Origin of the sequence: Shimia isoporae (assembly GCF_004346865.1) — a bacterium.
In the GTDB taxonomy this organism is placed as follows: domain Bacteria; phylum Pseudomonadota; class Alphaproteobacteria; order Rhodobacterales; family Rhodobacteraceae; genus Shimia; species Shimia isoporae.
The window spans coordinates 204,686-219,122 of record NZ_SMGR01000005.1 but is presented as its reverse complement, the minus strand read 5'-3'; the positions used below and the strand labels follow the sequence as shown (position 1 = coordinate 219,122).

Annotated in this window: 13 protein-coding genes and 1 tRNA gene; 9 read left to right on the top strand and 5 right to left on the bottom strand. The window is 57.8% G+C overall.

Annotation, left to right across the window (positions count from 1 at the left end; translation table 11 throughout):
* Positions 1-228 precede the first annotated feature (228 nt).
* Positions 229-302: transfer RNA gene (locus BXY66_RS19445), tRNA-Cys, on the bottom strand.
* A 221-nt stretch (positions 303-523) separates the two neighbouring features.
* Between BXY66_RS19445 and BXY66_RS19440 the strand changes: the two genes are divergently transcribed.
* From BXY66_RS19440 to BXY66_RS19430, 3 genes are all read left to right on the top strand, one after another.
* A complete protein-coding gene (locus BXY66_RS19440; protein WP_132862069.1) occupies positions 524-1,177 on the top strand; it encodes a protein-L-isoaspartate O-methyltransferase family protein in 654 nt (217 codons plus the stop codon).
* Between the two features lie 46 nt (positions 1,178-1,223).
* Entirely contained in the window at positions 1,224-2,642 is a 1,419-nt protein-coding gene (locus tag BXY66_RS19435; RefSeq protein ID WP_132862068.1) for a TolC family outer membrane protein, read from the top strand.
* 73 nt (positions 2,643-2,715) lie between these two features.
* Positions 2,716-3,894 carry a putative sodium/potassium/calcium exchanger gene (locus tag BXY66_RS19430; protein WP_132862067.1) on the top strand — a complete coding sequence of 393 codons (1,179 nt, stop codon included), beginning with the start codon at positions 2,716-2,718 and terminating at the stop codon, positions 3,892-3,894.
* 77 nt (positions 3,895-3,971) lie between these two features.
* On the opposite strand, the gene BXY66_RS19425 is transcribed toward BXY66_RS19430, so the two are convergent.
* Positions 3,972-4,292, bottom strand: coding sequence for a DUF6280 family protein (locus tag BXY66_RS19425; RefSeq protein WP_093324576.1), 321 nt, complete (start codon positions 4,290-4,292; stop codon positions 3,972-3,974).
* Between the two features lie 219 nt (positions 4,293-4,511).
* Between BXY66_RS19425 and efp the strand changes: the two genes are divergently transcribed.
* Complete coding sequence (gene efp, locus BXY66_RS19420) at positions 4,512-5,075, top strand: elongation factor P (protein WP_132862066.1); 564 nt, start codon at positions 4,512-4,514, stop codon at positions 5,073-5,075.
* Positions 5,076-5,224: 149 nt separating this feature from the next.
* On the opposite strand, the gene ygfZ is transcribed toward efp, so the two are convergent.
* Positions 5,225-5,962, bottom strand: coding sequence for a CAF17-like 4Fe-4S cluster assembly/insertion protein YgfZ (gene ygfZ / locus BXY66_RS19415; RefSeq protein WP_132862065.1), 738 nt, complete (start codon positions 5,960-5,962; stop codon positions 5,225-5,227).
* Between the two features lie 80 nt (positions 5,963-6,042).
* Between ygfZ and BXY66_RS19410 the strand changes: the two genes are divergently transcribed.
* On the top strand, positions 6,043-6,726 hold the full coding sequence (locus BXY66_RS19410) for a TIGR04283 family arsenosugar biosynthesis glycosyltransferase (RefSeq protein ID WP_132862064.1): 684 nt from the start codon (positions 6,043-6,045) through the stop codon (positions 6,724-6,726).
* A gap of 14 nt (positions 6,727-6,740) precedes the next feature.
* Here BXY66_RS19410 and truA read toward each other — a convergent pair whose 3' ends face one another.
* Positions 6,741-7,514 carry a tRNA pseudouridine(38-40) synthase TruA gene (gene truA, locus BXY66_RS19405; protein WP_132862063.1) on the bottom strand — a complete coding sequence of 258 codons (774 nt, stop codon included), beginning with the start codon at positions 7,512-7,514 and terminating at the stop codon, positions 6,741-6,743.
* Between the two features lie 108 nt (positions 7,515-7,622).
* On the opposite strand from truA, the gene BXY66_RS19400 reads away from it, so the two are divergent.
* From BXY66_RS19400 to BXY66_RS19390, 3 genes are read left to right on the top strand one after another with little or no spacing between them, the layout of a single operon-like run.
* Positions 7,623-9,038: a YcjX family GTP-binding protein gene (locus BXY66_RS19400; protein ID WP_132862062.1), complete on the top strand. Its 1,416-nt coding sequence runs from the start codon at positions 7,623-7,625 to the stop codon at positions 9,036-9,038.
* Positions 9,035-10,039 (top strand): YcjF family protein, encoded by a 1,005-nt coding sequence (locus BXY66_RS19395; protein WP_132862061.1) that lies wholly within the window; start codon positions 9,035-9,037, stop codon positions 10,037-10,039. The genes BXY66_RS19400 and BXY66_RS19395 overlap by 4 nt, the downstream gene beginning before the upstream one ends.
* Positions 10,036-10,749 carry a VIT1/CCC1 transporter family protein gene (locus tag BXY66_RS19390; RefSeq protein ID WP_132862060.1) on the top strand — a complete coding sequence of 238 codons (714 nt, stop codon included), beginning with the start codon at positions 10,036-10,038 and terminating at the stop codon, positions 10,747-10,749. The genes BXY66_RS19395 and BXY66_RS19390 overlap by 4 nt, the downstream gene beginning before the upstream one ends.
* A 58-nt stretch (positions 10,750-10,807) precedes the next feature.
* On the opposite strand, the gene BXY66_RS19385 is transcribed toward BXY66_RS19390, so the two are convergent.
* Entirely contained in the window at positions 10,808-11,215 is a 408-nt protein-coding gene (locus BXY66_RS19385) for a group III truncated hemoglobin (protein ID WP_132862059.1), read from the bottom strand.
* A gap of 233 nt (positions 11,216-11,448) precedes the next feature.
* Here BXY66_RS19385 and ileS point away from each other — a divergent pair, with 233 nt between their 5' ends.
* The gene (gene ileS / locus BXY66_RS19380) at positions 11,449-14,358 is read left to right on the top strand and encodes an isoleucine--tRNA ligase (protein WP_132862058.1); all 2,910 of its coding nucleotides are present in this window, start codon (positions 11,449-11,451) and stop codon (positions 14,356-14,358) included.
* The last annotated feature ends 79 nt before the right edge of the window (positions 14,359-14,437 follow it).

The window sequence follows — 14,437 nt, the reverse complement described above, 5'->3', positions numbered from 1 at the left end:
GCAAGATGCAAGATGACGGGCAAGAACGCCAGCCCGATCAGGACAGCGAGTACGTAGCGACAATCGTAGGGTTCTTCGAGGTTTGCCCTTTTCGCTTGGCAATGGCCAGCGGAAGTAGAAAACGCCGTGGCGAGAACGACTTAGGTAGGACGACAGTTTCATGGGCGTGTGCTCCACTTTGTGTCGCACTTGACCATCTGGACGCTAAGTCACTGATTTAGAAAGAAATGGAGGCGAGTACCGGAATCGAACCGGTGTACACGGATTTGCAATCCGCTGCGTCACCACTCCGCCAACTCGCCATCCGTGGTGTTTCGGAGGTGCGCTCCGAAGTGGGCGCATACATGGAGCGAATCCGGCAGACGTGCAAGCGGTTTTTTGGACAAGCAGGGGAATGTCCATCGGTGTCGAACCGAAGGGCAACATATCGACGATTGGAACCTGTTTCCTGCGCGCGGGCGTTGCCCACCTTTTGGCTTTGTGGCAAGAGAGATAAACAACTGTCCGATCAAACGAGTTTGGAATGACGAACTACACCGCCCTGCGCACGACTATGGTCGATACCCAGATCCGTCCCTCCGATGTCACTAAATACACAGTTATCGAGGCGATGCTGGCGGTGCCGCGGGAGGCCTATGTCCCCAGCGCCAAGCGTGAGGCGGCCTACGTAGGTGAGCATGTTGAGTTGACAAAAGACCGTGTGGTGCTTGATCCGCGCGTTCTTGCGAAAGTCCTGGACGAGCTGGATATCCAGAGCGATGAACTGGTTCTAGATATCGGCGCCGGTTTTGGCTATTCGTCCGCCGTTGTCGCAAGGATGGCAGAGGCTGTGGTCGCGCTGGAAGATGACGACTCACGAGCCGAAGACGCACAAACAACCCTGTCCGAACAGGGCGTGGACAACGCGATTGTGCATGTTGCGCCGCTGACGGAAGGCGCCGCCGAACACGGCCCATACGATGTGATCCTTCTTCAAGGCGCAGTGGAACAGGTGCCTGACGCGATTCTGGCCCAACTCAAGGAAGGCGGCCGTATTGCGGTTTTGTTCGTTGAAGGCGCGCTTGGGGTTGTGCGGATCGGATATAAGATTGATGGTGAAATGAACTGGCGGTTTGCGTTCAACGCTGGCGCGCCTGTGTTGCCCGGTTTTGAAAAGAGCCGCGCATTTGAACTTTGAACCGCGCGCCAATTTGGCGGGCTAAGGCGGAACGACAGGGAAAACCATGCTGCAAAAGCTTCAAAAAGCTGTTCGGGTTGGCGCCATTGCGCTGACTGTGTCATTTGGATCGGCTCAGACCGCGGTGTCACAGACGCTGGCAGATGCCATGGCGACTGCTTACGAGCACAGCGGCTTGCTTGAGCAGAATCGGGCGTTGCTGCGTGCTGCTGATGAAGATGTTGCTGCAGCTACGGCATTGTTGCGACCGATTGTAAACTGGTTTGGCAGTGTGGACTATTCCTATGGCCGTTTCCGGAACGCTTCAACGCGCGGGGCGAGCGTGTCTTCGACAACGCCGGATGCCCAAATTGGCCTGACTGCGGAAATTCTTCTGTTTGACAATGGCGCGACCCGGTTCGGTATCGAGGCTTTGAAAGAAACGGTTCTTGCCACACGTCAGGGATTGGTGTCGGTAGAGCAGCAGGTTCTTCTGAATGCAGTTCAGGCGTTCATGGATGTGGTCGCAGATCGCGAGATTGTGGAATTGCGCCAGAACAACCTGCGCCTTCTTGAGCGCGAACTCCAAGCCGCACAGGACCGCTTTGAGGTTGGCGAAGTGACGCGGACGGACGTTTCGCTCGCCGAAGCGCGCTTGGCAGGTGCACGCGCGCAGCTTGCCGCGGCACAGGGTGATTTTGCCGCCAGTCAAGAATTCTATGCCGCAGCAGTGGGGGTCCGCCCGGGTAACCTTGTTGCGCCGCGGAGCCTGCCACGCACTGTCGGATCTATCGAGGATGCAAAATCGGTGGCGATCCGTGCGCATCCGGACATGATTCAAGCCAAACACCAGATCGCCGCGGCGGAACTGAATGTGGACAGCTCGCGTGCGAGTATGGGCCCGACCGTCAGCTTGAACGGATCGGTGTCGACGACACAGGAATTCAACACCAACTACTTCAGCGAAGGCGCCAGTGTTGGCGTGAGCGTTCAGGGCCCGATCTATCAGGGCGGACGTCTTTCTGCCTTGCTGCGCAAATCTCAGGCGCAGCGTGATGCGACGCGAGCGACTTTGCATGTGATACGCCACAACATCCGCCAACAGGCTGGAACGAGTTGGTCGCGGCTTTTGGCGGCCGGCGCTCAGATTCAAGCAAGTGTGCGCCAGGTTGAAGCTGCACGCATTGCCTTTGAAGGTGTTCGTGAAGAAGCCAAATTGGGCGCACGGACCACTTTGGACGTCTTGACCGCAGAGCAGGATCTGCTCGATGCGGAGGCAGATCGCATTTCCGCACAGGCAACTCAGGTTGTTGCAGCCTATGCGCTTTTGTCCTCGATGGGGCAGCTCACCGTTGAGCGGTTGAACCTGAAGGTAGCGCGTTACGATCCAGAGGCTTACTACAACATGGTCAAGGACGCGCCAGCCCTGCGCTCCAAGCAGGGGCAGAAGCTGGACAACTTGCTGAAAGCCATTGGGAAAGAATAACAATTTTTCCTATCTGTTGTGCGGTGAGGCACCAATCGCTAAACTCTTGCTGAGGTAAGAGTGGACAAAAAAGATGCCAGATCCAGTCAGCAATGCTGAAATCGAAGATGTATTGACGTCGATCCGCCGGCTTGTGTCGGAGAATCGGCCCGTCGTCGATGCGCCCGTTGTTGAAGAAACGGCGGCTGATGAGGTGTCTGAACCCGCTGAAGAGCCAGTGAAAAATGCTCCTATGGCCCTTGTTTTGACGCCTGCATTGCGCGTGGAAGAGACGGATGAGGCTGAAGGGGGCAAGCTGGAAATCGATCACGCTGCAGAAGAAACCCCACTGGACGTATCGGCCTATGAGGCGGATGGCGGAGATTCGTTCTCAGTAGAAGAAGCTCACCAAGACGATTCGAATACGATGTATTTCGAAGAGCCTGAGAATGACGAAACGGCCGATTTCGACGGCGAAGAAGAGTCGGAAAATGTGCTTTTTGAGGAGAACGTCGACGACGCCATTGAAGAACTCGCTGAAGACGTTGAGGAGGCTGTAGAAGACAGCTTTGAGGAGTTTGAAGGCTCTATCGAAGATTTGGCTGTTGCGGACGTCGCGCATGCAGGTCACGAGGCGGATGCTTTCTCTGAGGAAAAGCATGTCGATGCGGACATGATGCCTTACGACGTCGAAGAGGAGGCGCTGGAAAGCGATCTGGAAGTAGACGTGGAAGATGGTCGGCTGGAAGGACGCGAGTCCATTGAGGAGGCCGGTTTCGTTTCCGTTGAAGAGACCCTGGAAGATGATGAAGAGCAGGATGCCCCGTTCGACTTCAAGAAGGTTCTCGAGGCCCGTTTGGTTCAATGGCGGGATGGTGACGCCTCAGGCGCTCAGGACGATGAGCCGGTAGACAGCGATTATACCGAGGAAGAGGTCGCGGAAGCACCGATTGCACAAGAAGAATGGTCTCCCGAGCCGGAGACCTCTCATGCGGAAATGTCGACTGAGGCTCCGTTTGACGCGATAGGTGACACCATAGAAGCGCAGGTGCACGAGGACGTGCTTGAGGGCGCTGCGGCTACTGTAACGGCTGATTTGGGTGAGGCACTGGATGAGCCGGCGGTGATCGACGAAGAGGCCTTGCGGGAGATGGTTGCTGATATCGTGCGCCAAGAACTGCAGGGTGCTCTGGGAGAGCGGATTACACGTAACGTGCGCAAGTTGGTGCGTCGGGAAATCCATCGCGCACTTGCCGCACATGATCTGGACTGAGCTCCAGCCCAAGCAATCGACACAAAAAAACGCGCCCGTTCAGGGCGCGTCTTTTTTTGGGCAGCTGGATTTAGTAATCAGGCAGCTTCGGCCTGAGCAGCGGCATTGCGGCGCTCGCTTTCTTCACGAGACAGCGCGACAGAAGTCCGTACACCTTTGGCGACGAATTCCATCAGACCGGACACGACACGCTCATTCGGGTCGATGCCGGCACAGGACAGAACTTCACGACCATCGCGTGAGCGTGCCCAGCGAGCAATTTGCTCGGGACCATTGCCATACTTTTTGTCGTCGGCAATAGCATCATCAAGCGCAGCCAACACAACGGCTGCAAACAGTTTACGGGCGCGGTTTCCTTGCTCGTTATTGAAAGCCGCTCCGTCAACGAAATCTCTCATCTCGTCGTCCTTATATTATTGCTCTTGTGTTTTCGGCGTGCCGCTCCTTATGGAGCAAACTTGGTGATTCGGGTAGGCTGTTTTTGCATAGCTCTTATGCTCCATGCGCATGACCAAAGTGTTAACGCACGGGTCCTCCGGTTGCCTTGCCACCTGGGGACTTGGCAGATATAGGACTCCAAACCCTTCAATCAACCTTTGTGCAAAGGTTTTACGACTATGCCAAAAATAAACGGTAACGAAATTCGCCCCGGAAACGTGCTTGAACACAATGACGGCCTGTGGGCCGCGGTGAAAGTGGATCACGTTAAGCCTGGCAAGGGCGGCGCCTTTGCTCAGGTCGAACTGCGCAACCTGCGCAACGGGTCCAAGCTGAACGAACGCTTCCGGTCTGCTGACAAGGTCGAGCGCGTGCGCCTTGAGCAGAAAGACCAGCAGTTCCTGTATGAGGACTCTGGTATGCTGGTGTTCATGGACGCAGAAACTTATGAGCAAATTCAATTACCTGCTGAACTTTTGGGCGACCGTCGCCCGTTTTTGCAGGATGGTATGACGATCGTTGTAGAGTTCTACGAAGAGGAAGCTCTGAACGCGACCGTGCCGCAAAAAGTGACCTGCAAAATCGTCGAAACCGAGCCCGTGGTCAAAGGTCAAACCGCAGCAAATTCGTTCAAACCGGCCATTCTGGACAACGGTGTAAAAGTCATGGTGCCGCCGTTTGTGGGGCAGGATGAGGACATTGTGGTCAACACCGAGACCATGGAATACTCCGAACGCGCTTAACGAGTGGGCTCAACCGACAAGCGAGAAGCCGCCCTGTTGTGGGCGGCTTTTTGCTGTCTGCATCACGTCTGCAAAACGTCGGTATAACGTCGGCGACAGTGCCGAAAAATCCAAAGTGAGGATTCACTTGAATGAAAGAAGCGTAAAATTCAGGGCAGTTTAATTGAGGCATTTTCCGCTTGCATGCCTTCTCCGGCGCGATCGAAGCGAAGATAGGCCAAAGCCTTGCCACCGGCCTGGGAGAAGAGCGTACCGACCTCTTTGCCGTCGCGTGTGATCGGCGTGCCGACTGGCGCTTCTCCGTCGATATCGACAAGCGCAAGACCTTTGCGGAGTTCCGTTTTGTGCTTCATGCGCGCGGTCACTTCCTGACCTACATAGCAGCCTTTGCGAAAGTCCACGCCGTTCAAACGTTCAAATCCGTTTTCCAGAATGTAGCTGTCACCCGTCAGTTCCACGCCGGACCTCGGCACGGCGTTGGAGACATACAGAGCGCTCCAATCGGTCGTGTCATCAGACTGCGCTTCGTTGCGGTAAGCGCGCCAACCCAGACCTTCGGCGCGGGGATCCAAGAACCCGTCGTCGGGTCTGTCGCCCACGCCGCGGTGCAGATGCAGATCGGTTTCTTCCACGGTGACATCGGCCCGCAGTTTGTACATGGTCAACCGCTGAGCCAACGCGGGCGCTTGTTCGGCATCGGCGTCCAGCAAGATCGTGTCGCCATCCCAGCTTAAAAAGAAGTCCGCGATATATTTGCCTTGTGGCGAAAGAAGAGCGGCATAGAGCAACCCGTCACCCATTGCGTCCAGATCGTTGGTGACCAGACCTTGCAGAAAGGTTTCGGTGTCGGCACCGCTGAGGCGGAGAATTTTTCTGGGTCGATCCATTGTTCGGAGCCTGTTCTGTTCTTGCGCGTCTTCGTTCATATAGGCAGGAGCGGGCGGTGCAACAGGGCTGGAGATAACAAATGCGCGCACCATTGTCGGTGGTGATCCCAACTTTGAACGCGGAGAAGGCTTTGCCGGTCTGTTTGGCCGCTGTGTACGAGGGCGTCGAAGCCGGACTTCTGCGTGAGTTGATCGTGGTCGATGGTGGTTCTGAAGATGGCACACGTGAATTGGCTGACGAAGTCGGGGCTGATGTTTTAACGGTTCCACCGTCCAGAGGTGGTCAGTTGCAGGCGGGAGCGGAAGCTGCGCGGGGCGAGTGGCTGTTGTTTCTGCATGCTGACACAGAATTGTCTCCTGGATGGTCTGACGTTGTCGGGGCGCATATGGCGCGAGACAAGGACCGTGCAGGGTATTTCCGACTGGGTTTTGACCGTGGCGGAGCACCTGCTCGATTTGTGGCACGGTGGGCCAATATCCGGTCGCGCGTTTTTGGGCTTCCTTACGGGGATCAGGGATTACTCGTGTCCCGGCGTCTCTATCGCGATGTCGGAGGCTACTCGAACATACCCTTGATGGAAGATGTGTCCATGGCGCGTTCCCTGCGGGGGAAACTGAGTGGGCTGTCGCATTTGGCGGTCACCAGCGCCGAGAAATACCGGGCACAAGGCTGGATGAAGCGCGGCGCACGAAACCTTTGGACACTCGTGCGCTATTTTGTTGGCGTGTCGCCGGAGCGGTTGGCGCAAAGCTACAGGAAATAGGGTTTGTTCTGTAGTCAGAGGCCCGTGAAAACGTCCGTAGGGTAAGTGACACCAGCAAGGTAGAGGCCCTGCGGCGGGCAGACGGGGCCACAGGCCGCACGATCACGTGCCTCCAGTGCCGCGGTGACGTCGTCGGGATCCCATGCGCCTGCACCGACCCTTTCGAGCGTACCCACAAAGCTGCGGACCTGATTATGAAGGAACGAGCGCGCACGGACGTGAAAATGAATTTCCGGCCCACTATAGGTCTCGACGCGCTCTATGCGCAATTCATCGAGGGTCTTCTGCGGTGATGCTGCTTGGCAAATCGAGCTGCGGAAAGTGGTGAAATCGTGATTGCCTAGAAGCCGGTTGGCGCCTTCTTGCATGGCCAATTCGTCGAGATCGTGTTTGACCTGCCAAACCAGGCCAGCCTGATGAGTTGCCGGTGCGCGGCGCATCAGCAGGCGGAACAGATAGCGGCGTTCCATTGCGGAAAACCGGGCATGCCAATCATCGTCGACACGGGCACAAGCGGTGATGGCCACAGGGGCGGGTTTCAATTGGAAATTGAGAGCTTCCGAAAGGCGAAACGGATCCCATTCTTTGTCCATGTCGCAATGTGCGACCTGAGCAAGTGCATGCACGCCCGCGTCGGTCCGTCCCGCTGCCGCAATGGTGTGTTCACCAGGTTGCAGTTTGGAAAGTGCGGTTTCAATGGCACCTTGAACCGAGGGCTGGTCAGCCTGACGCTGCCAGCCGGCAAAGGGGGCTCCGTGGTATTCGACTTGCATGGCGTATCTGGGCATGGCGGGCCAATAGCTCAACTTGGGGGGAAAGAGAAGGGTTCTGCGCCCTAGCAATGGTGGGGGGGAGGTCTTAGGTTTTGAAGCGAAACAGGAAAAGGGGCCCGACGATTGGTCATTTCCAGCATTGCCGACGGAGTTTTGCGTCGGGTTGAAGCGGTGGGCGATGGCCTGTCGGAGGCATTGTTTGAGCCGGTCATTCGGCTGGGCGTAACCGGCATGGCACGGTCGGGAAAGACGGTGTTCATCACCTCGCTTGTTGCAAATCTGCTTGATCGCGGACGAATGCCGCAATTGGCTGCTCACGCAGAAGGCCGCATTGAAGCCGCGTTTTTGCAGCCACAACCTGATGATCTGGTACCTCGGTTTGACTATGAGGCGCATCTCGCGGCGATGACCGGAGCCGATCCAGAGTGGCCCGAGAGCACAAGAGCTATCAGCGAACTACGGGTGACACTGCGCGTGAAACCAGCGGGCATGTTCGCTGGATTACAGGGCGCGCGGACCGTGCATTTGGACATCGTGGACTATCCCGGCGAGTGGTTGATGGATCTTTCGCTGATGCAAAAGTCCTTTGCTCAGTGGAGCGAGGAGGTTTTGGCTGCGTTACAGGCGCGGGAGCAAGCCGCCGACTATCTCGAGTTGCTTGCACAGGCGGACGGAAAGCAGGAGTTGGACGAGCTCCAGGCACAGACTTTGGCATCGGCGTTTACGCGGTATCTGCACGCCGCACGGGGGGCGGGCTATTCGGATTGCACACCAGGCCGGTTTTTGTTGCCCGGCGATCTGGAAGGGTCGCCAGCGCTGACGTTTGCGCCGTTGAATGCAGTCGAAAAAGCCGGGCGAAGGTCGTTGTGGCGGGCTTTCGAGCGTAGGTTCGAAGCCTATAAGGCGCGGGTGGTCGCACCGTTTTTCCGCGATCATTTTGCCCGCTTGGACCGGCAGGTCGTGCTGGTTGATGCGCTTGGGGCGATCCATTCCGGTCCGCGTGCGGTGGAAGATCTTCGCAGTGGTTTGCAGGACACACTTGCGGCCTTCAAGCCGGGACGAAACCCGTTTCTGGCTCGGTTGTTGCGCGGCAAACGAGTGGAAAAAGTTCTTTTTGCTGCGACCAAAGCGGACCATTTGCATCATCGCCAGCATCCGCAACTGACAGCCATTATGCAGGCGCTCACACGGGACGCAGCAGATCGGGCACAGTTTGCCGGAGCAGTTACCGAAGCGATGTCGCTGGCCGCGCTGCGGGCGACTGTGGAAGAAACGGTCACGCATGAAGGTAAACCGCTGGACTGCGTGCGTGGTAGACTACTTGAAACGGGCAAGCAGGCTGCGTTTTATCCCGGGGCCCTCCCCGAAGATCCCGGGGTTTTGCTTAAACCGGCGCGGCAAGGGGCCGGCGCATGGCTTGGGCAGGATTATCAGGTAATGAAGTTTGCTCCGGCACCGCTCACTCTGCGTCCCGGAGAGGGGCCGCCGCATATCCGGCTGGATCGTGCTGCGCAGTTTTTGATTGGAGATTTGCTGTGACGCAAGGGCCGGTTCTGATCGACATAGAAGAAGGCGCAGCGCCCGACGTGGCAAAAGCCGCACCTGTTCCCGAATTTGGTGCGCCTGAACCACAGGGACAAGCCATGCAGGTGGCTGCGCGGCTGGGCAGCCGGAAGCTGAGCTGGCTGGCGAGCCTGTTCTGGGGGCTTCTTGCGACCTTCGTCAGTGCTGCAGTTTCCGTGGCCGCGTGGGACTTTGCCGTCGGTCTGGCGGCACGGTCGCCTACGCTGGGCTTGGCGGTAAGCGCTGTTGGTCTGGCTTTGCTTGGCGTGGCGGCCGTGATGGTTTTGCGGGAACTGGCAGGGTTCGCGCGCTTGCGACGTGTGGACGGGTTGAAAACCATTGCCGCGCGGGCCGTGCAGTCAGGGGATCTGGCGGAAGCCCGCGGGTTGGTGGATCGGCTGCAGCGGTTTTATCGGGGGCGGGAGGATCTACGCTGGGGACGGGACACTCTTTCAAAGCGACGGGAAGAGGTGCTGGACGGGGACGCGCTTTTGGCCCTGACGGAAACGGAACTGATGGGGCCTTTGGACAAGGCAGCGCAGATGGAGGTTGAGGCCGCAGCGCGGCAAGTGGCCGCTGTAACAGCCTTGGTGCCGTTGGCACTAGCCGATGTTATCGCAGCCCTGACCGCGAACCTGCGCATGATCCGGCGTATTGCCGAAATCTATGGGGGTAGAACCGGCGCATTGGGAAACTGGCGACTTTTCAGGGCGGTGATGACGCATCTGGTGGCGACGGGCGCTGTTGCCGCTGGCGATGACCTGATCGGCTCGATGGTTGGTGGCGGGGCCTTGGCCAAGCTGAGCAGGCGGTTTGGCGAGGGGATCGTAAATGGTGCTTTGACGGCGCGGGTGGGTGTTGCGGCAATGGAAGTCTGCCGACCGATGCCTTTCGGTACTGGGCTTCGTCCTTCCGTTACAGGGTTGGTCAAACGCGCACTCGCCGGCCTGTTCAGCAAGGAAAGCCGAGACACATGAGCCAGCACGGACATTCTCAGGAAGAAGTCGAGCACCGGATTGGGAACCCGCCCGGACGGGGCCTGTTGCGCGATGTGGTTTATGGCGGGATTGATGGGTCTGTGACCACGTTCGCAATTGTCGCTGGCGTGGCCGGTGCCGGTTTGTCGCCATTCATTATCGTGGCTCTGGGCATTGCCAATGTGCTTGCGGATGGATTTTCGATGGCGGCGGGCAACTTTCTGGGCACCAAAGCAGAGCTGGACGATGCCAAGCGGTTGCGTGCCGTGGAGAAGCAACACCTTAAGGATTGGCCCGAAGGGGAGAGGCTCGAAATCCGCGAGATTTTGCGGCTCAAGGGACTCGATGGCGAAGTTCTGGAAGCAGCGACAGATGCAATCGCCGCCAACGAAGAGGCTGCCGTGCAGTTGATGCTTGAGGGTGAGTATGGCCTTGCAGGCGTTGATCCGCATCCGCAACGCGCGGCACTGGCGACGTTTCTGGCCTTTCTTGTTGCAGGGTTGATTCCCTTGCTCCCCTTTATTTTCGGGGCGCCGGACGCCTTCCGCTGGTCGGCCATCATGACTGGCGTCACCTTTTTCGCGATTGGTACCATGAAGGCCAAATGGTCGTTGGAGCCTTGGTGGAAGTCCGGTTTGGAGACCTTGGCAATTGGCGGTGTGGCCGCTGCGATTGCTTATGGGGTCGGTAGCCTGTTCAACGTCGGATAAGGCGAGGTGTCATGACCCAAGCTTGGCGCGCCGCTCACAGATAGAGCCGGCCACGTGATCATTTGAGGATCGGTATTCCGTCCGGGCCTTTGACTTTCTCCACAACGCCGGCTCGCAGGCTACGTCCGATGTTGTGGGCCAGAGCGGACCATGCAGCGGCTTGGGTGCTGTTGAGTTCCTGGACCAATATGCGGTCAAAGAGCGCGAGCCAGGTTTCGAACATGCCCGGCTGCACGTTGCCTGCCATGCGGTGCACGGCGAGCGGGTTGCCGTCATAAGAGCGTTCAAACAGGATCGCATTGGCCCAGAAATCCGCCACTTTGGCCTCATGGCTTGGCCAGTCCCCGACGTGCACGGCAAAGACCGGACCCAAGCCGGGATGCTCGCGGATGCGCTCATAAAAGGCAGCCACGACTCGCTCGATCTCGGGGCGGGTGATGTCGAATTTCGGTGGGATGGTGGCCATGTAACTCTCCGTCTTGGCCTTGAGATAGGCGATTTGGGTAAATGCGACAAGGATCGCCGCTTTACCCTGTGGTCGCAGAGGCCTATAACGCGCCCATGATGAAGATACATGCCATCATTATTCGAATTATCAGCCCGGCGCTCTGATCCATCGAGCCGCCGGGACAAGGCGTATGGAAGACCGCGCCGCCCCTATACCTTTCCGAATACGACATCCTGAGAAGGACCGGACACATGTGTGCCGAAACACCCGACTATAAAGAAACGCTGAACCTGCCGAAGACCGATTTCCCGATGCGTGCGGGCCTGCCCAAGCGCGAGCCTGCTTGGCTGGAGCGCTGGGAGCAGATCGGCGTTTATGACCGCCTGCGCGAGAAGGAAGGCCGTACGCCGTTCACGCTGCATGATGGCCCGCCCTATGCGAACGGCCACTTGCACATCGGCCACGCTCTGAACAAGACCATCAAGGACATGATCGTGCGTTCCCACCAGATGATGGGCCATGATGCACGCTATGTGCCGGGCTGGGATTGTCATGGTCTGCCGATCGAATGGAAAATCGAAGAGCAGTACCGCAAGAAGGGCAAGGACAAGGACGCGATCGATATCGTTGAGTTCCGTCAGGAGTGCCGCAAGTTCGCCGAGGGTTGGATCGACATCCAGCGCGAGGAGTTCAAGCGTTTGGGCATCACCGGAAACTGGCCTGATCCCTACATCACGATGGACTATCACGCCGAGGCTGTGATCGCCGAGGAATTCATGAAGTTCCTGATGAACGGAACGCTCTATCAGGGTTCCAAGCCCGTGATGTGGTCGCCAATCGAGAAAACCGCGCTGGCCGAAGCTGAAGTGGAGTACCACGACAAGGAAAGCTTCACGATCTGGGTGAAATTCAAGGTGGCGGAGCCTGCCGATCACAAGCTGGCAGGCGCTTACGTTGTGATCTGGACAACGACGCCATGGACGATTCCGTCCAACAAGGCCGTCGTGTTTGGACAGGACATTGCATATGGCCTCTACGAGGTCACCGGAACACCGGAAGAGAGCTGGGCCAAGGTGGGTGACCGTTTTGTACTGGCGGACAATCTGGCAGGCGATGTAATGACCCGTGCACGGTTGGACGAAACCATGTGGAAACGCGTCGGTGATGTTCCTACGAGTGATCTTGAAGGGGTAGGTTTGGCGCACCCTCTGAACGGTGCCGACGGCTCCGAGGGCGAGTGGGATGACCTGCGCGATTTCCGTGCAGCACCCTTTGTGACCGACACCGAAGGTACAGGTTTTGTACACTGTGCGCCGTCACACGGTATGGAGGAATTCGAGCTCTACCGTGACCTCGGAATGCTGGAGCAGATGATCACCTACAACGTCATGGACGATGGTGGTTTCCGAGCGGACCTGCCTTTCTTTGGCGGCACATACATCCTGTCGCGCAAAGGTGGAGAGGGGAACGCCAACAAAACGATCATCGACAAACTGGTCGAAGTTGGCGGGCTGCTGGCACGTGGCAAAATCAAGCACTCCTATCCGCACAGCTGGCGGTCCAAAGCGCCGATCATCTATCGCAATACACCGCAGTGGTTCGCCTCTGTGGATCGCGAAGTGGGCGATGGTCAGGATGCTTTGGGCACAACGATCCGCGAGCGTGCGCTGAACGCAATTGATCAGGAAGTGAAGTGGTGGCCGCAGACCGGTCGCAACCGCCTCTATTCCATGATCGAGGCGCGGCCGGATTGGGTTCTGTCCCGTCAACGTGCTTGGGGCGTGCCGCTGACCTGTTTTGTGCGCAAAGGAAAATTGCCGACCGATCCGGATTTCCTGCTGCGTGACCCTGCTGTGAATGCTCGGATTTCGGAAGCCTTTGAGGCCGAGGGCGCGGATTGCTGGTATGTTGATGGTGCCAAAGAACGCTTCCTTGGCGACGGCCACAATCCGGATGAATGGGAGCAGGTTTTTGACGTGCTGGACGTGTGGTTTGACTCCGGTTCGACGCATGCCTTTGTGCTGCGTGACCGGGAAGACGGGTCCGAGGACGGCATTGCCGATGTCTATATGGAAGGCACCGACCAGCATCGTGGCTGGTTCCACAGCTCACTGCTGCAATCCTGTGGCACCAACGGACGCGCGCCGTATCGCAACGTGGTCACGCACGGCTTCACGCTGGACGAGAAGGGCAACAAGATGTCCAAGTCGCTCGGCAACACCATCGTGCCGGAGGAAGTTGTCAAACAATACGGTGCCGACATCCTGCGCCTGTGGGTGGCACAGACCGACTACACTGCAGATCAGCGCATCGGTCCGGAGATCCTCAAAGGCGTGGCGGACAGCTATCGCCGTCTGCGCAATACTATGCGTTTCATGCTTGGCTCGTTGAGCGAATTCACAGAGGCGGATCGTGTGGACGTGGAGGACATGCCAGAGCTCGAACGCTGGGTTCTGCACCGTCTGGCGGAGTTGGATCATCAGGTTCGCAAGGGCTATGCGGAGTTCAACTTCCAGGGCGTGTTCAGTGCAATCTTCAATTTTGCGACCGTGGAACTGTCTGCGTTCTACTTTGATATCCGCAAGGATGCGCTCTATTGCGACGGTGACACGTTGCGCCGCCGCTCGGCGCGGACTGTTCTGGACATCCTTTTCCACCGTTTGACCACGTGGCTGGCGCCGGTGTTGGTGTTCACCATGGAAGAGGTCTGGCTGGAGCGTTTCCCAGGTGACGACAGTTCTGTGCATCTCGTGGACTTCCCCGACACGCCGGCGGATTGGCTGAATGAACCGTTGGCGGCAAAATGGGCCGGAGTGCGTGACGTGCGCCGAGTGGTCACCGCAGCGCTGGAGATCCAGCGCACCGACAAGGTGATCGGTGCTTCGCTTGAGGCCGCGCCCGTGGTGCATGTGCGCGACGCGGATGTGGTCGAGGCGCTGAAATCGGTGAATTTTGCCGATATCTGCATCACTTCGACCATTGACGTGAATAACGACCCGATGCCAGCAGAAGCTTTCCGACTGCCAGAGATCGAGGGCGTTGGCGTTGTTTTTGAGCGTGCCGAGGGTGAAAAGTGCCAGCGCTGCTGGAAGATCCTGCCGGACGTAGGTCAACATGCGCACGAAGGTGTTTGTGGTCGTTGTAACGAGGCCTTGGGGTAATCTAGCCTTAGCCATAGACAGGAGGGCGTCCGGTTGGGCGCCCTTTTTATTTTGTGCGGCTGGTAAGCCGCTCTGAATC

Coding starts and splice junctions, on each gene's coding strand:
- BXY66_RS19440 (WP_132862069.1), top strand. CDS start 524: ATGACGAACTACACCGCCCTGCGCACGACTATGGTCGATACCCAGATC.
- BXY66_RS19435 (WP_132862068.1), top strand. CDS start 1,224: ATGCTGCAAAAGCTTCAAAAAGCTGTTCGGGTTGGCGCCATTGCGCTG.
- BXY66_RS19430 (WP_132862067.1), top strand. CDS start 2,716: ATGCCAGATCCAGTCAGCAATGCTGAAATCGAAGATGTATTGACGTCG.
- BXY66_RS19425 (WP_093324576.1), bottom strand. CDS start 4,292: ATGAGAGATTTCGTTGACGGAGCGGCTTTCAATAACGAGCAAGGAAAC.
- efp (WP_132862066.1), top strand. CDS start 4,512: ATGCCAAAAATAAACGGTAACGAAATTCGCCCCGGAAACGTGCTTGAA.
- ygfZ (WP_132862065.1), bottom strand. CDS start 5,962: ATGGATCGACCCAGAAAAATTCTCCGCCTCAGCGGTGCCGACACCGAA.
- BXY66_RS19410 (WP_132862064.1), top strand. CDS start 6,043: ATGCGCGCACCATTGTCGGTGGTGATCCCAACTTTGAACGCGGAGAAG.
- truA (WP_132862063.1), bottom strand. CDS start 7,514: ATGCCCAGATACGCCATGCAAGTCGAATACCACGGAGCCCCCTTTGCC.
- BXY66_RS19390 (WP_132862060.1), top strand. CDS start 10,036: ATGAGCCAGCACGGACATTCTCAGGAAGAAGTCGAGCACCGGATTGGG.
- BXY66_RS19385 (WP_132862059.1), bottom strand. CDS start 11,215: ATGGCCACCATCCCACCGAAATTCGACATCACCCGCCCCGAGATCGAG.
- ileS (WP_132862058.1), top strand. CDS start 11,449: ATGTGTGCCGAAACACCCGACTATAAAGAAACGCTGAACCTGCCGAAG.